Origin of the sequence: Haloarcula sediminis (assembly GCF_035656455.1) — an archaeon.
GTDB lineage: Archaea > Halobacteriota > Halobacteria > Halobacteriales > Haloarculaceae > Haloarcula > Haloarcula sediminis.
Map to the genome: position 1 here is coordinate 133,760 of NZ_JAYMGA010000007.1, position 17,258 is coordinate 151,017.

Below are 17,258 nucleotides of genomic sequence, written 5' to 3' on the forward strand. Positions count from 1 at the left end.
TCCGAACCGATGGCAGCGGACGCCACGTCGGTGAGGGTGTTCGCCGAGGACTACGGCCTGCTGGTCGTCGCCGGCCTCTTTGCCCTGCTCGGCGTCGCCGGCATCGCGCTGTATGTCTTCGGGGACGCGAGCTACGCGGAGACGCTGCTCCGGCGGTACGGGCTCGCGGCGCTCCTGTTCGTGTTCGTCCTCGAAGGGGCGATGTTGCTCTATTTCGCGCCCAGCGAGGCGCTCGTCCCGGCGGCGGTCACAGTGTTGGCCCAGCGGGCCGGGGGGTACCACGTCCCGACGGTGGCCGGCATCTTGCTGGTCGCCGTCGCCGGGGCCACCGTCGGCCAGACGGCGCTGTTCCTGCTGGCAAAGCGGGGCGGCCGGGAGTGGCTGCTCGACCGCCCGTGGTTCCGCGTCGACGAATCGCGGCTGGACCGCTTCGGGGCGGCCTTCGACAGGTACGGCGTCCTGGCCGTCCCGGTGAGCAACACGCTACTGTTTACACGCGGGATGTTGACCGTGCCCGCCGGGGTCGCGGGGATGACGACGCGTCGCTTCGTCGCCCTCTCGGCGCTTGGCACCCTCTCGTTCGAGCTGTTGCTCGCGGGGGCCGCGATGGGCGTCCTCGAACTGCTCTAGGCGTAGTACTCGCCGGCGTCGCGGGTCCCGGTGATGATTCCCTTCCGGCCCTCGGTCGTGTAGGAAATATCCTCGACCGCCCCAAAGCGGGCGTCGACCCCCTCGGAACTGTCATCGTTGGCGGCCACGTACGCTTCGAGCGCCGCCGTGTCCACGTCGCGCGGGCGGTCGTAGAGGTAGACCCACTTCTCCTCGACGGTCGTCCCGTCGACGACGCTGCGGGCGCCCTCGGCGACCAGATTCTCGAACCGGCCGCTCCGGGCCGCGCCCGACTCGGGTTCGTCCATCGTCCGGCCGCCGACCAGCGTGGCCCGCCCCAGCTCCTCGACGAGTGTCCCCATGTCCTCGTTGTCCTCGGCGTAGCGGTCCACGTCGCCGGTCGCCGCGTCGATTACCGTCTCGATTCGGCTGGTGGGGTCGGCCGACGTGGTGCCGTACCGGTCCACCGCCGAGACGAGTATCGTCCCGTCGGCGAGGGCAAACACCGTCCCCGTCTCCCCGTTGCGGTAGCGGACGTGCCCCTCGTACTCGCCCGCACGCTCGTATCCCGCCGCCTGCAGGTCCGAGACGGCGGCGTCGCGGTCGAACTCGGCCGTGACGACATCGACCGAGTCGACGGTGACGACGGCCGTGGCGTCGTCCCAGGCGAGACCGAGGGGCTCCCACGTCCGCTCGAAGACGGTCGGGTCGCCGCCGAGATGCGCCCGCTGGGCGGCGAGGGTCCCCAGGTCGTAGTAGTCGAACCGGTAGTGGTCCGTACTCCGGAGCGCCGACGGCGACGGGAGCCACCTCGTGAACACGTCGGCGTCCCCACCGGAGCCAAACGGGCTCGAACAGCCGGCGCCGACGACGGCGCCCGCCGCCGCTGCGCTCCGGGCGAGTACGGCACGTCGCGTCGGGTCGGCGCCGGACATAGGCGGTGAGATAGCTGCGACCCAGTTGACGCTTGTGATACGCGGAATCACCAAACAGCTATATACCTCCGCGTCACGAAATTACGGTCGGATGGACGAGAAGACCGAAGAGCTCCGAGACATCTTCATCGACGTCTCCGGCGAGGAGTCGGTGACGGAGTCCCAGTCGGCCGGACGCGGGTCGCTGACCGACAGCGACGAAGCGTCGGTCGAGGAGCGCCTGGGCGAGACCGTCGCGCGGATGCGCGAGCGGTACGGGTTCCGGACGGAGCTGGACGACGGAGCGTTGGTCACACTGGTCCGTGGGTTCTACGCCGGCCGCGACGACGCGGCGCTGGCCGACGACCTCGGCGTCGACGAGTCTGTCGTCGTCGAGGCCCGGCTGGACCTGCACCTCCTTCGGGAGACCGACGACGACGCCGGCTTCGACGTGGCCACGTTCCGGAAACGCGTCGTCGGCGGGGACACGAGCGACGACGAACTCGCCGCGGCGTTCGATATCGACGCCGAGACCGCAGCCCACTACCGCCGCGTGGTCGAGACCCAGCAGGCCGCCCGGCAGGTGAGCCACCGCTTTACCAGCGAGTTCGAGGACGCGCTGGCCGACGCCGGCCTCGCGACGCGACACACGTCGGCCATCCGGGAGACGGGGCTGGACGAGGCCACGGAGGACATCGACTCGCTCGACTCCGACGCCGACGTCTCGATGTGAGCGGGCGTATCTTTTTGAACCATCGCGGGACCAGGCCGGACCATGGCCGACCACACGTTCCGAGAACTGGAGACAGCGGCCTACTGCCCGCGCAAGCTCTACTACCGACGCCGTGACGGCCCGCCGGACGTGCCGGCGGAAGTCGAACGAATCCGCCGGCTGGCCCGCGAGTACGAGCGTCTGCTGACCGACGACGCTGCCTTGCTGGCTGCGCCCGTCGAACCCGACCCCGCCACCGTCCGCGAGCGGTTACGGGCGGCGCGGGACCGGCTCGACGAGTGGGACGCGCTGGCCGACCCCGCCGAGACGGACGTCTATCTCGGGGGCAAGGACGCCCGCGGTGTCGCACACAAGCTCGTCGCGACTGACAGCGGGACTGTCCCCTCGCTGGTCTTTGCCGGCCGTCCGCCCGACCAGGGCGTCTGGGAGCCCCAGAGCGTGCGGCTGGTCGCCGCCGCGAAGGCGCTGTCCTGGGAGCGCGAGCGGGCGGTCGAGCGGGCTATCGCCGAGTACCCGGCCTACGGCGTCGTCCGAGCGGTGGCGGTGACGGCGAGGCGGAGCGGGCAGTACCGGCGGGCCCTGCGGGTCGCAGAGAGTATCGACGGGCCGCCCGCCAGAGCCGACAGCGACGCCAAATGTGACCCCTGCGAGTACCGCGAGAGCTGCGGCACCAGAACGCGGTCGCTGCGGTCGCTCCTCTAGTGGTCGGCCAGCCACTGCTCGACGGCGTCGGCCTCGGCCCCCCGGCGGTGAATCGTTCCCGCTTCGACGTCGACGACGGTCGAGCCGGTCCCGCCGGTCTCGCCGCCGTCCAGCACCACGGCCGCCATCTCGGTGACGGCGTCCAGTTCGTCGACGCGTGTGGCGCTCGGATTGCCGGTGACGTTCGCGCTGGTCGCGGTCAGCGGCGCGACCGCTTCCAGCAGCGCAAGCGCCACGAGATGGTCAGGGACGCGGACGCCGACGCGGGGGGCGCCGTCGGTGAGAACGTCCGGTACGGACTCGCGTCGCTCGGTGACGACGGTGACCGGCCCGGGGAGGAACGCCCGCATGAACCGCTCCTCGCGGTCGGTCGGGTCGACGTAGTCGAGCGCGCTGTCGACGTCCGGCACCGCGAGCGAGACGGGCTTGTCGCGGGCCCTGTCTTTCGCCTCGAACACCCGCGCGACCGCGTCGGGGTCGGTCGCGTCGGCGGCCAGCCCGTACACCGTCTCCGTCGGATAGACCACGAGGTCGCCGTCGCGGATGGCCGCCGCCGCGTCGTCGATGTCCTCGGCCGCGTCGAACGCGGCCGGGTCGATAGCGTCTGTCACGTCGATACCATCGTCCGTCACAGCTGCGCTTCGACGGCGTCGTAGTCGGGGAATTCGGGCCACTCCTCGCCGACCCAGGCGTACTCGACCGTGCGGTCCGAATCGAGGACGAAGACGGCGGGCCGGGGCTCGGCGATGCTTTCCATCCCGTCGAGGTCCATATCGATGCCGTAGGCCTCGGCGACGCCGTTTGTCGGGTCGGAGAACAGCCGGGCCTTCCCCGCAACGTCGCGCTCGTCGAGCAGGTCCTTGTGGGCGTAGGGGGTCGAGACGGAGACGCCGACGACGGTGGCGTCCTCGTGCCACGCCCGGTCCCGGACCTCGTTCCAGAGGTACGTCGCCGGGAACGCGCCGTCCATCGCGTGAAAGAGGACGAGGACGGGGTCGTCGCTGTCGGCACAGACCTCCGAGAGCGAGGTGTCCTCCCAGTACTCGTCGTTGACCAGCGGCCGCGTGAAGTCGGGCGCCTGCTCGCCCTCCTCGGGGTGGTCGACCGGCCCCAGTTCCACCACGTCGAAGTCGAATTCGGCCATCAGGCGGTCCCCTCCTCGGCGCTTTCGGCCGGGCCGTACGTCCGCTCCAGATACGAGACGATGTTTCCGCTCTCGCTCATCGTCACGCCCGTCTCCTCGTCGACGATGGCGGGGACGGTGCGCTTGCCGGTGAGCCGTTTGACCGCGTCGCGCTCGGAGTGCATCGGTTCGACGAACCGCGAGCGATAGGAGAGGCCGAGGTCGTCGAGCGTGCGGACGACCCGCTCACAGAACGGACAGGCCTGCAGGCGGTAGAGTGTGATCTCGGTCATACGGCCGCAGGTAGGAGCGAGACACCCCTAAGGGCTTCGCCACGGACCACAGGCGGTGACGGCAAGGCTTAATCCCCGGCGATGACAACTCGGACTGTTGATGGCCTCACCCACGGCGGTCACGTTGTCAGCGGTGCCGCTCCAGACGTTCGACGTCGTCGGCGTCACCGTCCCCGAGAGCGCCGTCCTCGTCGGCGGCATCGGCACGATACTCCTCCTCATCGTCCTGTCGGCGTTTTTCTCCTCCTCGGAGATAGCGATGTTCTCCCTGCCGGCCCACCGGACCGAGGCGCTGGTCGAGGACGGCGTCCCCGGTGCGCGGACGCTCAAGGCGCTCAAGGCCGACCCACACCGGTTGCTCGTGACCATCCTGGTCGGGAACAACCTCGTCAACATCGCGATGTCCTCCATCGCGACGGGACTGCTTGGCTTTTACCTCTCGCGGGGACAGGCCGTGCTCGCGGCGACCTTCGGCGTCACCGCCATCGTCCTGCTCTTTGGCGAGAGCGCCCCCAAGAGCTACGCCGTCGAGAACACCGAATCGTGGGCGCTTCGCATCTCGAAACCGCTGAAAGTGTCCGAGAAGGTCCTGCTTCCGCTCATCCTCTTTTTCGACTACCTGACCCGCATCGTCAACAAGATAACCGGCGGCCGGTCGGCAATCGAGACCTCCTACGTCACCCGCGAGGAGATACAGGACATAATCGAGACGGGCGAGCGGGAGGGCGTCTTAGACGAGGAGGAACGGGAGATGCTCCAGCGGACGCTGCGGTTCAACGACACCATCGCCAAGGAAGTGATGACCCCGCGCCTGGACATGACCGCCGTCGCCAAGGACGACTCCATCCGGGAGGCCCTCGAAACGGCCATCCAGAGCGGCCACGCCCGCCTGCCCGTCTACGAGGGGAGTCTGGACAACGTCATCGGCGTCGTCCACATCCGCGACCTCGTCCGGGACTTAGACTACGGCGAGGCCTTCGCCGACGACATCGTCCTCGAAGACCTCATCGAGCCGACCTTACACGTCCCCGAGTCCAAGAACGTCGACGACCTGCTGACCGAGATGCGGGCCGAACGCCTGCATATGGTCATCGTCATCGACGAGTTCGGCACCACGGAGGGGCTCGTGACGATGGAAGATCTGACCGAGGAGATCGTCGGCGAGATACTCGAAGGCGAGGAGGAAGAGCCAATCGAGTACATCGGCGACGACACCGTCACGGTCAAAGGCGAGGTCAACATCGAGGAGGTAAACGAGGCACTGGAGCTTGAGCTCCCCGAGGGCGAAGAGTTCGAGACCATCGCCGGCTTCATCTTCAACCGCGCGGGCCGGCTCGTCGAGGAGGGCGAGACCATCACCTTCGAGGGTGTCGAGATACGCATCGAACAGGTCGAGAACACCCGCATCATGAAAGCCCGCATCGTCAAGCTCGACACCGGCGGGGACGAGGCCGAGGAAGCGCAGGTCGAATAGCGATAGGCCGACCGCTGAGATGGGACGAGACCTAGCAGCTGCCTCTCGGAGGCGCTACGCTAGGGTGTCGACGGCGAAGAAGACGCCATACGAGAGCGCGAAGGCGAGCACGAGCGAGCCCAGCCACGCCAGCACCGTCTTGCCCATCTTCCCGCGGCTGACTTCGCCGTCGCCGGCCGCGGCGCCGGAGCCGACGATGGCCGAGACGATTATCTCGTTGAACGAAACGGGCAACCCGAAGAAGACCGCCGTCTGGGCGATGAGGAAACTCGGGATGAGCGCGGCGATAGAGCGCCGGGGGCCGAGCGAGGAGTAGTCCTGTGCGATGGCCTTTATCATCCGCGGGGCGCCGGTCCAGGAGCCGATGAGCAGCCCGAGCCCACCGAAGAGCAGGACGCCGGTGATGGGGATGACCGACGCTGGCCCCGAGTCAAGCAAGGGGAGCAGCGGGCCAAGCGCGAGCCCGACCTGACTCCCGCCGGCCGAGAACGCGACCAGCCCCCCGAGCACGAGCAGGAAGTGGCGCTGGCCGGCCTCGGTGTCCGCTCGCACGTCCCGGTAGAGCAGTCCGCCGCCGAGTAACGCCGCAAGGAGCGTGACGGCGGCTATCGTCGGCAGCATCGGCGTGCCGATCGACCGACCGACCGCTCGCGCGACGGAGGCCTGCCCGGAGCCCGGCGCGAGCAGGACAAAGCGGACGTTCGCAAGCAGCGCGGCGACGAGCCCGCCAAGCAGCGGGACCACCACGTCTTCGGGGACCGACTCGTTGCGCAACAGCGAGGCCGTCGCGTAGGCGATGCCACCGCCGACGAAGGGCACCGCGACCCACAGGGAGACGATTTCGATGTACTTCGCGGTCGCCGGCTGGCCGCCCATCGCCAGCCCGACGCCGACGACGGCGCCGGTGACGGTAAAGGCCGTCGCGATGGGGTAGCCGGTGAAGATGCCAAAGGCCACCAGCAGCGCCGCGGTCACGAGCGCGACGATGGCCGCTATCGCGGAGAGGCCGCCGCCGTCCGGGAAGAGGACGAGACCGCCACCGACGGTCTCGGTGACGTTCGCGCCCTGCAACACCGCGCCGGCCAGTCCGAGGATGCCGACCAGAAAGCCCGCCCGCATCACGGATATCGCGTTGGCTCCGACCGCCGGCGCGAAAGGTGTCGAGCCCGAGGAGCCGGCCCCGATCGCCCACGCCATGAACAGACTCGCCACCGACGCCACGATGAGCGTCACCAGTACACTCGTCGCTACCATCTACACCGGCGTTTGCCCTACCCACCCATGAGCCTACCGTTCCCCGCGTGATCTCCACCCGAAACGAGGGGGGCATGAAACAGAGTGACACGCCACAGGCAGAGAGCGGTACCAGTCGGCCGATGTCTCGCCACGCCCGGGTTGACGCGACGACGGTGTCCCAGCGTGGGGCTGGCGACCCGTTGCTGCCCGGCGTCAGTGTGGACGGGACAGCGCCAAACCGGGACCGCCTGTCGTTCGAGGGGTGTCAGAAGTTATAACCCCGAGTCCGGTAATGTTGACGCAACTACGATGGTGGAACTTCTGACCGTCGTCGGCGTCGCTGTCGCTGTCTTTGTCGGGTTCAATATCGGCGGGTCATCGACGGGGGTCGCGTTCGGTCCGGCCGTCGGCTCACGCCTGGTCCGGAAGACGACTGCTGGGGCCTTGTTTGTCGGCTTTGGCTTTCTCGGAGCCTGGACCGTCGGTCGGAACGTCATCTCGACGATGAGCAGCAGTATCGTCCCGGCGGCGCAGTTTACGCCCATAGCAAGTGTCGCCGTGCTGTTTTTCACCGGTGGGTCGCTGCTGGTGTCGAATCTCTACGGCGTTCCGGCCTCGACCTCGATGACCGCTGTTGGTGCCATCGTCGGACTCGGGCTCGCCTCGGGCACCCTCAATCAGGCGCTGATGTTCGTCATCGTCTCGGCCTGGATCGTCGCCCCGCTTGTGTGTCTGGTCATCGGGGTCGTGGTCGGCCGCTATCTCTACCCGTATCTCGACCGCTATATCGCGTTCACGACGTTCAGTATCCACTTCATCCAGCTCGACCGGTCGGGCGTTGTGCCCCGGCCGTACATAAATCAGAACGCGTCGCTGCAGGACACAGTCGGCTCCCTGTCGGTGGTCGTCATCGGCTGTTACATGGCGTTTTCGGCGGGGGCGTCGAACGCGGCAAACGCCGTCGCCCCGCTGGTCGGCGCGGGAGGGTCGCTCACCGTCGATCAGGGCGTCCTGCTCGCGGTGGCGGCCTTCGGGTTGGGCAGTTTCACAATCGCCCGGCGCACGCTGGAGACGGTCGGGGACGACATCACGGAGCTGCCGATTCTCGCGTCACTGATAGTCTCCGTGGTCGGTGGGACGGTCATCACCGTGCTCTCGTATCTCGGAATCCCGGCGAGTCTGGCGGTCAGCACGACATCGACGATCATCGGGCTCGGCTGGGGCCGGGCAAGCCGGGCGGCGACACTGGCCGAGCTAGCGACGCCGGCACCTGAGGGGCCGGGGTTAGACGTGACGACCGGCGCACTGGTCACGTCGCGGGCAGAGGACGCTCCCGCTGGCCCGACGATCGGGGACATCGCCCGACACGAGCAACCGCCCGAGAAGCCGGACGAGACGCCGGCGGTCCCGGACGTCGGCGCGGAGGGACCGGCGGACCTCGACGAGCGGAGCCTCTTCGACCCGGCGGCGGCCAAGCGAATCGTGTTGATGTGGGTGTTGACGCCGTCGCTGGCGATTGCCGCCTCGTACCCGGTGTTCGTATTCCTGCTGTGACAGACAGGTCGACAAACCGACGGCAGCGAGCTTAGTTCGATTTGGCGTCTACGATGCTGGAAGCCGACGCCGCTCGCACGGCGGCGAGCTTAGTTCGACTTCGCTTCTCGGACACCAAACCGATGCCGGCGGCATGGAAGCCGCCTTAGTTCGATTTGGCGTCCGTCTCCTCGCCCGGTTCGACCGCCTCGACGCCCTCGGCGGCTTCGACCGCCTCGGTCACCTTCTCGGTGTCGACGTGCCACCGGTCCACGTCGGAGTCGTAGTCGGCCAGTCGGTTCGAGACGCGCACCTTCAGGTCGTCGTCGTTGACGTTGACCTCGAAGACGTATTCGGGGGACTCCTCGTCGCCGATGCGGCGGAGGTTCGCGCTCACGAGCGGGTTGTCGAAGTAGTAGGGCGCGATCTGTGTCATCACGTTGCGGTAGACGGTGTCCTCGACCTTGCGCAGCGCCTTCCGGCCCGCGGAGTCGGCCGCGCGGGCGACGTAGTCGACCGACTCGCCCCACTTGTCGATAGCCTCGTCGGGTTCATCGAGGTTCTCGTAGGACTCTGTCAGTTTCTCGCCGGCCGTCTGGAGGTCCTCGTCGGGACCCTTGCCCGCCTGTTCGCCCTTCCCCTCGGAGACGCTGGCCTGTTCGGCCGTCTTCTCGTTTACGTCCTCGTCGAGCCGCTCGTGGCTCTTTGGCCGCCACTCGTCGAACTCATCGAGGGCCTCGTCGTCGACGTCGGTCTCGACGGACTCGTCCTCGAACAGCTCTTTCAGTGCCTGTGTGATGCGTTCGCCGTGCTCGACGACGTCGACCCAGCCGCCCTGTGTCTTGAATCCTGAGACGCTCTCTTCGATATCTGCCATTGTAGAAAGTCCGGACAGTGTGGTACCGTGTGGCCGGTAGTTGGCGCTGGGACTGGTTAAGCGTTTCCGCCGAGCGTGGCCGACAGTGTGCCGGCGGCCAAGCGGCCCAGCCGCTGGTGTTCCCCTTATCCGTCTTCGCCGCCTACGCCTCAGCGATGGCATCCGCACTATTCGTAGTCAGCGAAGAGGGGTACTGGGGCGAGGAGTGTATCGAACCGCTCACGACACTTACCGACGCGGGCGTCGACATCGAGGTCGCGACGCCGAGTGGCTCACCGCCGGTCATCGACGAGCGCTCCGTCGACCCCGAAGAGGTCGGCGAGGAGACGGCCGAACACGTGATGGAGGTCCACGAGAGCGACGAGCGGCTGAACGACCCGTCCCCGGTCGCACAGGTCGACGCCATCGACTACGACGCCGTCGTCTTCCCGGGCGGCCACGGCACCGCGTGGGACGTCAACCAGGACCGGGACGCCCGCCGGCTGCTGCGGGACGCCGTGGCACACGAGGACGGCAAAGCCCTGGTCGTCTGTCACGCCGTCGGTATCCTGGCCTTTACCAGAGAGAGCACCGGCGACTTCCTCGTCGACGGGCGCGCCGTCACCGGCTTCCCCAACGAGTGGGAGGAGGGTATCGTCGACGACAACGGCGTGATGCCCGACGGCCGCAAACTCCCCTATTGGGTCGAAGACGAGGTCATCACCGCCGGCGGCGACTGGGACGCCGAACTGGACGACGACACCAGCGTCACGGTCGACGGCGACCTCATCACGGCGCGTGGCCCGCCCTCCTCGGCCGAAGCGGCGCGGACGCTGCTGGAGGAGCTGGGCATCGAACAGCCCGCCTGAGGCGGTCGCGGCGCTGTCGTCAACGTTTACTTCCCACCTGCCGAGGCGACTGTATGGCACTCGAACAGCGCGGTGACGCCTCGATAGTCACACACGCGCTCGCACAGGACGAACTCTCCCGCCTGCGCGAGAAGGAGACCGAACAGGTCGAGTTCCGGAAGGGGCTCGTCCGGCTGGGACGGCTCTGTGGCTACGAGATAATCGACGGACGCATGGAGACCGAGTACACCGAGATAGAGACGCCCCTGACCACGACGATGGGTGAACGGGTAACCGGGCTGGACGACGTGGTCATCGTCAATGTCCTCCGGGCGGCGACACCGTTCGTCGAGGGGCTTCTGAAGGCGTTCCCTCGCGCCCGCCAGGGCGTCATCTCGGCGAGCCGGGACGAGTCCGCGGGGATGGACGACGACGGCGAGTTCCCCATCTCTGTCGACTACGTCAAACTGCCCGACATCGACCCCGAAGACACCGTCATCGTCGCCGACCCGATGCTGGCAACGGGGTCGACGATGTCCGCCGTGCTCTCCTATATCACCGACCAGGGGGCCGGCCCCGAGCATCTGATTGCCCTCTCGGCCGTCGCGGCCCCGCCCGGCATCGTGCGTATCTCGGAGGCGTTCCCTGACGTGGACCTGCTGACCGTCGCCATCGACGACGAACTGAACGAGGACGGCTTCATCGTCCCGGGGCTTGGCGACGCCGGCGACCGGGCGTTCCGGACGACCTGAGACGAGCTGTCAGAGCCCATTGCCGGGTTAGAAACGGCCCGGCCCGGGACAGCGCGGCGGTAGCCCGTATGGCGGGACGAGTCGAAACGTCTTTTAGACGGGTCGGACTACAGAAGACACCGCGTCGTTTCGCCGGCCATCTAACCCCCTTACTTCCGCTGGAAACCGACAGAAAGCGACGTGATTGTACTCCACTTGAAATAGATTTCCGTGAGACACGTCCCGCATCGGCCGCAGTCACTGGTCGATGTCGGCCCGGCCGCTCGTCGCGCTGCGGACGCGGTCCCGGAGCTCGCTTCCCTCGGCCGCCGGCACGCGGACGTCGAAGGTCACCTCGGCCTCGTAGTCGGCGGTAAAGTCCACGTCGGCCGACTCCAGCAGCCCCCGGACGCTGCCCGAGTCGTCGTAGTCGACCGTAATCACAAAGCGCTCGTGGGGGACCGACTCGACGACGCCGGCGGCGTCGACCCCCTCCTTGACCGCTCGCGAGTACGCGCGGGCGAGCCCGCCGACGCCGAGGTTCGTCCCGCCGTAGTAGCGGGTGACGACGGCGGCGACGTTCTCGATGTCGCGTTGCTGGAGCACGTTCAGGGCCGGCTTGCCCGCGCTGCCGCTGGGTTCGGCGTCGTCGCTCGAATACTCCCGGAACGGGGAGGCCCGCACCCGGTAGGCGGGGACGTTGTGGGTCGCGTCGGCGTACTGGTCGCGGATATCGCCGACGAACGCCTCGGCCGCATCGACCGTCTCCACGGGCGCGACGTGGCCGATGAACTCAGAGCCCTGCACCTCGAAACTGGCGGCGGCGCGCTCGGCGACGGTCCGGAAGCGCTCTGTCACACCGACGACTAGGCCCGGCGGGCGAATAGCCCTTACCGTTGGGCGCTCCCGTCGCGCTCCCGACTCCCCCACACCCGCTTGTCGAGCATCTGGACGGACATCCCGTCGCGAACCCGGAGCTGACAGGACAGCCGCGGGTAGCCAAAGCGGTCGGCGAGGTCGTCGTGCCAGTGGTCGGGGTCGGGCGGCTCGGCCAGCCGGACGCCACAGGTCGCACAGAGCCCGCGGCCGCCGCAGTTGAGCGATTCAGCGTAGCGGCCGTGTGGAGTGATGTCGGCGTCCAGAAGGACATCACGGAGGACGGCCCCCTCGGGCGCCGTCAGGTCCTCGACCGCACCGTCGGGCGTTTCGACGGTGATGGTGACTGGGTGGGACATCACGCCAGTTCGATAGTCCGGACGAACGTCATCTCGCGCAGTTCGTTGATGAGGTCGCCGGGCAGCGGTTCGTCGGTGATGACATAGAGCCGGGGGTCGTCGGTGAACTCCGGGTCCTCGCTGAGCACCTGCCGGATGGAGATGTCCCGCTCGGCGATGGCCGCCGTCACCCGCGAGACGATGCCAGACTCGTCGGCCGCCCGCACGGAGATGGTGGCGGCGGCGAGGTCCAGGACGGGCGCCAGGTCGAGCAGACTGGGCACGGCGGAGATGTTACGGAAGATGCGCCGCAGTTCGTCGTCGGCGAGGATGGCGTCGGTCGTGGCGTTGACGACCCGCCGGTCGACGCCGGCCTCGCGGGCGATACCCGTGTTGGGAATCTCGATGCCGCCCGAGACGACCCGCCCGTCCGCGTTGACCGAGAACCCCCGTTCCAGCAGCAGGCGGATGACGGCCTGCTGGCCCGGGGAGTCCTCGAACTTCTCCATGATCTCGTCGAACATCTACAGCTCGCCTTTCGTGCTGGCCACGTCGCTGCGCCGTTCGTCGATGCGGGTCGCGTCGTCCAGTGCCCGCGCGAGCCCCTTGAACAGCGCCTCTATCTCGTGGTGGGCGTTCTCGCCGGAGACGCCACAGTGCAGCGTCAGCCCGGCATTCATCGCCAGCGAGCGCCCGAAGTGTTTCGCCATGTGGCTGGTCATCCCGCCGACCTCGGCCTGGGAGAACGCCCCCTCGAACTCGTAGTACGGCCGCCCGGAGATGTCGACGACCACGCTGGCGACGGCCTCGTCCAGGGGCACCTTCCGGTCGGCGAAGCGGACGATGCCGCGTTTCTCGCCCAGGGCCTCCTCGACGGCCTCCCCCAGCGTGATGGCCACGTCCTCGACGGTGTGGTGGTCGTCGATGTCCAGGTCGCCGTCACAGTGGACGGTGAGGTCGAACAGGCCGTGCGTCGAGAACGAATCCAGCATGTGGTCGAAAAAGCCGATACCGGTGTCGATAGTCGAGTCGCCGTCGCCGTCGATATCCAGCGTCACCTCGATGTCCGTCTCGGCCGTCGCCCGGGTGACGGCCGCCGTGCGGTCGGTCATACCCGGAGTTGCGCGGGCGGGCTATTTGGGGATTGTGTCCCACAGAGAGTCACAAGCTATATTCGGCGCGCGGCAAATTACGGATGTAGTTGCGGGAAATATTGTAGCAAGATGGTGCCACGAGACTCCGTGAGCGACCGGCGCCTCCTGGTCGCCGCCGCCCTCCCGCCCTGTCTGTCACCGCCGCCTACAGCGTCGTCTACACCGGCGTGGCGTCGCTCGGGCCGAGCGAGTTCGTGGTGCCGGGCGACGGCGGGGCCGCGGGGGTCACCCTCGCCGTCCTCGGAACCTGGGTTACGGGAGTGTTGTGGTACATACCGTATCTGGCGGTCGTGCTCCGGTACCTCGCCGAGCCGAGCGGGGAGAGCGCCCTGAGCGGGGCTATCATTATCTACGCCGCGGGGCTGCTGTTCGCCTGGGTGCCGACGCGGGTACTGGGCGCCGAGGCGACAGTCGCGACAGCGGTTGTCCCGCTGGGCGACGTGGCCGCGTATCTCGCGGTGGTGGCGGCGGTGTGGCTCGCCTACCACGGCGGCGCCGAGCGGGTCGCCGAGGGCGTCTCCCACCCCATCGCGGCGATCGGTGCGGACGCGCGGCTGACCCCCGGCCTGCCCCTCCAACGTGGCCTCTTCGCCGCGACGGCCGCCGCAGTACTCGGGACCGGCGGACAGCTACTGACCGGCGTCCTCCACGAGCAGGTACGGTCCGCAGCGACGGCGGGGTTCGGGGCCAGTTTTACCACGGGCGTCGGCGTCCCGCCCGAGCGGGTCCCCCTGGAACTGGCGTTCGAGGCGGCGTTCCTGCTCGGGGTCTTGCTGGTCACCGGCCCCCGGTTGAAGTGGCGGACCGTGAAAGCGGCGGGCGCCGTCGTCGGCGTGCAGGTGACGGCGACGGTCCTGTACGCCCTGTTCGTCGGCACCGAACTCGTGGCGGGTGGGCTGCTGTTGCGACCGGTGGCCGGAGCGGGCACGCTTCTCGCCGTCGCCGCCGCCGTCTGGCTCGCCTTTCACGACGGCCTCGAGCGGATCGGGCTGTAGCGGGCGGCCACGACAGCAAGACCGGACGAGGGCGGCCGGGCCACGGAACACCAAGAGCTCAGGAGATGTGAATGGCGGGCTTGTTCGGCTTGGCCTTCGCCGCCAGGTCGTCGTCCCCGGTCGCCCGCCGCACCGTCACCTCGGCGCCGAACTCGTCCTCGAAGAGCCAGACGGCCTGCTGTAGCACGTCGAGTTCCCGCTCGCCGTCGACGATGGGTTCGAGCCCCTCGCTCCGGTCGGCGAGGTCGGCGGCGTAGTCGGCGGCGGCATCGCCCCGTTCCTGCATCGCCTCGTCGCTCATAATCTCGCCGACGATGGCGTCGTCGGATAGCTCCGCTATCCGACTGCTTGTCGGACTACGTCCGACTCTGTCCTCGGGGTCGGCCCGCTGTGCGATACGGTAGGCCTCGTACTTCCACTCGGCAGCGACGGCGAGCTCGATGTGCTCGGGGTCCGAGATGTCGACGACGTCGGTGATGTCGCGCACGTCGGCGAGCGTCGTCCGGACGAGCCCGCGCTCGATGCGGTGGTCGGCGACGTCCCGGAGCGGCTCGGGCCAGTCGGCCTCGGCGACCAGTCCCTCTTCGTCCAGCAGGTGCCACAGCTCCTCGGCCAGATAGGGGGCGATGGGCGCGAGCAGCTTCGTCAGGGTCCGCAGACCGCGGCCGTAGGCGAACAGGTAGGGGGGCTCGTACTCGGCGTACCGGCGCAACAGACGGGCAAACCGCTGGAGTTCGCCGACGACGCGGTGGTATCGGAAGCGGTCGTACTCCTCGGTGACGGCGGCGATAGTGCGGTCGATCTCCCGTTCGAGATAGGCGTCGTGGGGCTCGCTCTCGGTGCGGACGGGCGCGGTCTCCTGCGAGCGGCGGCGGCGCTCGCGCCCCTCGGCGAACTCGGCGACCATCCCGTAGACGTCCTGCTGGAACTCGTAGGCCGTCGAGACGTCCTTGACCGTCCACTCGAAGTCCTGGGCGGGGTGGGCGGCCGAGAGGACGAACAGCCGGGTGGTCTCGGCGCCGTACTCGTGGGGCGCGACGGCGTTGCCCGCGGACTTTGACATCTTCTTGCCGCTGTGAAGCACCGTCCCCTGGTTTATGAGCCGCTCGACCGGTTCGCGCCGGTCCAACAGCCCCAGGTCGGCGAGCGCCCGCGCGAAAAAGCGGATGTAAAGCAGGTGCAAGACGGCGTGTTCCTCGCCGCCGACGTAGACGTCGACGGGGAGCCACTCGTCGGCGACTTCCTGGTCGAATGGGGCGTCCTCGAACTGGGGCGAGAGGAATCGCAGGAAGTACCACGACGAATCGACGAAGGTGTCCATCGTGTCCGTCTCGCGGGTGGCGTCGCCGCCACACGCCGGGCAGGTCGTCTGCTTCCAGTCCTCGGCGGCGTCCAGCGGGTTCCCGGTCGTCTGGACGTACTCCGGCAGCTCGACGGGGAGGTCCTCGTCGGGGACCGGCACGGCCCCGCAGTCGTCACAGTGGACGATGGGGATGGGCGTCCCCCAGTAGCGCTGCCGGGAGATGAGCCAGTCGCGCAGCCGGTAGGTGGTCGCTTCCTCGACCCCGTCGTGGTCGAGCAGCCGGTCGCGGGCGGCGGTACTGGCCAGCCCGTCGTACTCGCCACTCGACGTGAGCATGCCGTCCTCGGTGTAGGGGTCGTCCGGCAGGTTGGTCCCGCTGCCGTCGACGGGCTCGACGACCTGCGAGACGGGCAGGTCGTGTCGGTCGGCGAAGGCGTGGTCCCGGTCGTTGTGGGCGGGCACGCCCATCACCGCGCCGGTGCCCACGTCGTCTAGCACGTAGGCGGCGACGTAGACGGGAATCTCCGCGCCGGTGAAGGGGTGGGTCGCGGTCAGGTCCGTCTCGATACCGGAGAGCCCGGCGTCGTCGGTGCTGGCGACCTCCTCCAGATAGGCCGCCACGTCGTCGTCGGTCTCGGCCAGCTCGCTCACGAGGTCGTGGCCCGGCGCGAGCGCGAGGTAGGTCGCGCCGTAGACGGTGTCCAGTCGCGTCGTAAAGGCCGACACCTCGCCGTACTCGCCCACGTCGAAGGCGACGCGGGCGCCCTCCTGACGGCCGATCCAGTTGCGCTGGCTGTCCCTGACCCCCTCGGGCCACCCGTCGAGGTCGTCCAGCCCGTCGTAGAGCTCGTCGGCGTAGTCGGTGATGGTGAAGAACCACTGGTCGAGGTCACGCTGGGTGACCGGCGTGCCACAGCGCCAGCAGACGCCGCCGGCCGCGTGGGCGTGGGCGGCCACCTCCTCGGTCTCGACCTGCGCGTCCGCGAGGACGGTCTCGCAGTCCGGACACCAGTTGACCGTCGCCGAGTCGTACTCGACGAGGCCCTCCTCGTGGAAGCGGGTGAACAGCCACTGGTTCCAGCGGTAGTAGTCGGGGTCACAGGTCGTTATCTCGCGGGACCAGTCGTAGCCAAAGCCCATCTCCGCTAAGTCATCGCGCATCCGCTCGATGCAGGCGCGGGTCCACGCCTCGGGGTCCGTATCGCGCTCGTAGGCCGCGTTCTCGGCGGGAAGGCCAAAGGCGTCCCACCCCATCGGGTGGAGCACGTCGTCGCCCGCCATCCGACGGTAGCGGGCGTGAGCATCAGTGATTGCGTAGTTTCGGATGTGGCCCATATGCAGCGAGCCCGAGGTGTAGGGGAACATCCCCAGAACGTAGGTCGGGTCATCGCTCGCTGACGCGTCCGAGCCCGTCTCGGGCGTCTCGTAGACCCCCTCCCGCTCCCAGACGTGTTGCCAGTACTCCTGGACCCGTGCGTGGTCGTAGCGGCGCGACATTCGATAGTGGGAGTGGGTCGCCGCCCCACATGAGTGTTCGGCT

General features: G+C 68.3%; 19 protein-coding genes. 8 read left to right on the forward strand and 11 right to left on the reverse strand.

Annotated features, from left to right (window positions below; genetic code table 11):
- Positions 1–9: 9 nt before the first annotated feature.
- Positions 10–630 (forward strand): DedA family protein, encoded by a 621-nt coding sequence (locus VJ162_RS13150; RefSeq protein WP_324664930.1) that lies wholly within the window; start codon positions 10–12, stop codon positions 628–630.
- Here VJ162_RS13150 and VJ162_RS13155 read toward each other — a convergent pair.
- Positions 627–1,544 (reverse strand): hypothetical protein, encoded by a 918-nt coding sequence (locus VJ162_RS13155; protein ID WP_324664931.1) that lies wholly within the window; start codon positions 1,542–1,544, stop codon positions 627–629. The two genes, VJ162_RS13150 and VJ162_RS13155, sit on opposite strands and share 4 nt — an antisense overlap.
- Positions 1,545–1,635: 91 nt before the next feature.
- Here VJ162_RS13155 and VJ162_RS13160 point away from each other — a divergent pair, with 91 nt between their 5' ends.
- A complete protein-coding gene (locus VJ162_RS13160; protein ID WP_324664933.1) occupies positions 1,636–2,256 on the forward strand; it encodes a conditioned medium-induced protein 4 in 621 nt (206 codons plus the stop codon).
- Between the two features lie 42 nt (positions 2,257–2,298).
- Entirely contained in the window at positions 2,299–2,958 is a 660-nt protein-coding gene (locus VJ162_RS13165; RefSeq protein WP_324664935.1) for a CRISPR-associated protein Cas4, read from the forward strand.
- Here the strand turns inward: VJ162_RS13165 and VJ162_RS13170 are convergent.
- From VJ162_RS13170 to VJ162_RS13180, 3 genes are read right to left on the reverse strand one after another with little or no spacing between them, the layout of a single operon-like run.
- Positions 2,955–3,569, reverse strand: a complete 615-nt coding sequence (locus VJ162_RS13170; protein ID WP_407066863.1) for an L-threonylcarbamoyladenylate synthase — start codon at positions 3,567–3,569, stop codon at positions 2,955–2,957. The genes VJ162_RS13165 and VJ162_RS13170 overlap by 4 nt on opposite strands.
- A 17-nt stretch (positions 3,570–3,586) precedes the next feature.
- On the reverse strand, positions 3,587–4,102 hold the full coding sequence (locus VJ162_RS13175; RefSeq protein WP_324664937.1) for a redoxin domain-containing protein: 516 nt from the start codon (positions 4,100–4,102) through the stop codon (positions 3,587–3,589).
- Entirely contained in the window at positions 4,102–4,374 is a 273-nt protein-coding gene (locus VJ162_RS13180; protein WP_324664938.1) for a glutaredoxin family protein, read from the reverse strand. Before VJ162_RS13180 ends, VJ162_RS13175 begins: the two co-directional genes overlap by 1 nt.
- Before the next feature lie 100 nt (positions 4,375–4,474).
- Here VJ162_RS13180 and VJ162_RS13185 point away from each other — a divergent pair, with 100 nt between their 5' ends.
- Positions 4,475–5,848 (forward strand): hemolysin family protein, encoded by a 1,374-nt coding sequence (locus VJ162_RS13185; protein ID WP_324664939.1) that lies wholly within the window; start codon positions 4,475–4,477, stop codon positions 5,846–5,848.
- A gap of 54 nt (positions 5,849–5,902) precedes the next feature.
- Here VJ162_RS13185 and VJ162_RS13190 read toward each other — a convergent pair whose 3' ends face one another.
- Positions 5,903–7,102: an inorganic phosphate transporter gene (locus tag VJ162_RS13190; RefSeq protein WP_324664941.1), complete on the reverse strand. Its 1,200-nt coding sequence runs from the start codon at positions 7,100–7,102 to the stop codon at positions 5,903–5,905.
- Positions 7,103–7,393: 291 nt separating this feature from the next.
- Between VJ162_RS13190 and VJ162_RS13195 the strand changes: the two genes are divergently transcribed.
- A complete protein-coding gene (locus VJ162_RS13195; RefSeq protein ID WP_324664943.1) occupies positions 7,394–8,638 on the forward strand; it encodes an inorganic phosphate transporter in 1,245 nt (414 codons plus the stop codon).
- Positions 8,639–8,783: 145 nt separating this feature from the next.
- On the opposite strand, the gene VJ162_RS13200 is transcribed toward VJ162_RS13195, so the two are convergent.
- Entirely contained in the window at positions 8,784–9,494 is a 711-nt protein-coding gene (locus VJ162_RS13200) for a DUF5828 family protein (RefSeq protein ID WP_324664945.1), read from the reverse strand.
- 155 nt (positions 9,495–9,649) lie between these two features.
- On the opposite strand from VJ162_RS13200, the gene VJ162_RS13205 reads away from it, so the two are divergent.
- Both VJ162_RS13205 and upp read left to right on the forward strand, forming a co-directional pair.
- Complete coding sequence (locus tag VJ162_RS13205; RefSeq protein WP_324664947.1) at positions 9,650–10,342, forward strand: type 1 glutamine amidotransferase domain-containing protein; 693 nt, start codon at positions 9,650–9,652, stop codon at positions 10,340–10,342.
- A 53-nt stretch (positions 10,343–10,395) separates the two neighbouring features.
- Positions 10,396–11,073, forward strand: coding sequence for a uracil phosphoribosyltransferase (gene upp / locus VJ162_RS13210; protein ID WP_324664949.1), 678 nt, complete (start codon positions 10,396–10,398; stop codon positions 11,071–11,073).
- A gap of 237 nt (positions 11,074–11,310) precedes the next feature.
- Here upp and VJ162_RS13215 read toward each other — a convergent pair whose 3' ends face one another.
- From VJ162_RS13215 to hisB, 4 genes are read right to left on the reverse strand one after another with little or no spacing between them, the layout of a single operon-like run.
- Positions 11,311–11,910: an IMPACT family protein gene (locus VJ162_RS13215; protein ID WP_324664951.1), complete on the reverse strand. Its 600-nt coding sequence runs from the start codon at positions 11,908–11,910 to the stop codon at positions 11,311–11,313.
- A gap of 32 nt (positions 11,911–11,942) precedes the next feature.
- The gene (locus tag VJ162_RS13220) at positions 11,943–12,287 is read right to left on the reverse strand and encodes a 2Fe-2S iron-sulfur cluster-binding protein (protein ID WP_324664952.1); all 345 of its coding nucleotides are present in this window, start codon (positions 12,285–12,287) and stop codon (positions 11,943–11,945) included.
- The gene (locus VJ162_RS13225; RefSeq protein WP_324664953.1) at positions 12,287–12,790 is read right to left on the reverse strand and encodes an amino acid-binding protein; all 504 of its coding nucleotides are present in this window, start codon (positions 12,788–12,790) and stop codon (positions 12,287–12,289) included. The genes VJ162_RS13220 and VJ162_RS13225 overlap by 1 nt, the downstream gene beginning before the upstream one ends.
- Positions 12,791–13,378 (reverse strand): imidazoleglycerol-phosphate dehydratase HisB, encoded by a 588-nt coding sequence (hisB, locus tag VJ162_RS13230; protein WP_324664955.1) that lies wholly within the window; start codon positions 13,376–13,378, stop codon positions 12,791–12,793. It lies immediately after the preceding gene.
- 209 nt (positions 13,379–13,587) lie between these two features.
- On the opposite strand from hisB, the gene VJ162_RS13235 reads away from it, so the two are divergent.
- Complete coding sequence (locus tag VJ162_RS13235; protein ID WP_324664957.1) at positions 13,588–14,415, forward strand: hypothetical protein; 828 nt, start codon at positions 13,588–13,590, stop codon at positions 14,413–14,415.
- Positions 14,416–14,473: 58 nt separating this feature from the next.
- Here the strand turns inward: VJ162_RS13235 and leuS are convergent, their stop codons facing one another.
- Positions 14,474–17,215 carry a leucine--tRNA ligase gene (gene leuS / locus VJ162_RS13240; RefSeq protein WP_324664958.1) on the reverse strand — a complete coding sequence of 914 codons (2,742 nt, stop codon included), beginning with the start codon at positions 17,213–17,215 and terminating at the stop codon, positions 14,474–14,476.
- Positions 17,216–17,258: the final 43 nt, after the last annotated feature.

Bases quoted from the DNA above. Each gene is read 5' to 3' on its own strand.
- VJ162_RS13190 (WP_324664941.1), bottom strand. From the start codon at position 7,102: ATGGTAGCGACGAGTGTACTGGTGACGCTCATCGTGGCGTCGGTGGCG.
- VJ162_RS13205 (WP_324664947.1), top strand. From the start codon at position 9,650: ATGGCATCCGCACTATTCGTAGTCAGCGAAGAGGGGTACTGGGGCGAG.
- VJ162_RS13185 (WP_324664939.1), top strand. From the start codon at position 4,475: ATGGCCTCACCCACGGCGGTCACGTTGTCAGCGGTGCCGCTCCAGACG.
- VJ162_RS13180 (WP_324664938.1), bottom strand. From the start codon at position 4,374: ATGACCGAGATCACACTCTACCGCCTGCAGGCCTGTCCGTTCTGTGAG.
- hisB (WP_324664955.1), bottom strand. From the start codon at position 13,378: ATGACCGACCGCACGGCGGCCGTCACCCGGGCGACGGCCGAGACGGAC.
- upp (WP_324664949.1), top strand. From the start codon at position 10,396: ATGGCACTCGAACAGCGCGGTGACGCCTCGATAGTCACACACGCGCTC.
- VJ162_RS13165 (WP_324664935.1), top strand. From the start codon at position 2,299: ATGGCCGACCACACGTTCCGAGAACTGGAGACAGCGGCCTACTGCCCG.
- VJ162_RS13195 (WP_324664943.1), top strand. From the start codon at position 7,394: ATGGTGGAACTTCTGACCGTCGTCGGCGTCGCTGTCGCTGTCTTTGTC.
- leuS (WP_324664958.1), bottom strand. From the start codon at position 17,215: ATGTCGCGCCGCTACGACCACGCACGGGTCCAGGAGTACTGGCAACAC.
- VJ162_RS13155 (WP_324664931.1), bottom strand. From the start codon at position 1,544: ATGTCCGGCGCCGACCCGACGCGACGTGCCGTACTCGCCCGGAGCGCA.
- VJ162_RS13150 (WP_324664930.1), top strand. From the start codon at position 10: ATGGCAGCGGACGCCACGTCGGTGAGGGTGTTCGCCGAGGACTACGGC.
- VJ162_RS13200 (WP_324664945.1), bottom strand. From the start codon at position 9,494: ATGGCAGATATCGAAGAGAGCGTCTCAGGATTCAAGACACAGGGCGGC.
- VJ162_RS13225 (WP_324664953.1), bottom strand. From the start codon at position 12,790: ATGTTCGACGAGATCATGGAGAAGTTCGAGGACTCCCCGGGCCAGCAG.
- VJ162_RS13220 (WP_324664952.1), bottom strand. From the start codon at position 12,287: ATGTCCCACCCAGTCACCATCACCGTCGAAACGCCCGACGGTGCGGTC.
- VJ162_RS13160 (WP_324664933.1), top strand. From the start codon at position 1,636: ATGGACGAGAAGACCGAAGAGCTCCGAGACATCTTCATCGACGTCTCC.
- VJ162_RS13175 (WP_324664937.1), bottom strand. From the start codon at position 4,102: ATGGCCGAATTCGACTTCGACGTGGTGGAACTGGGGCCGGTCGACCAC.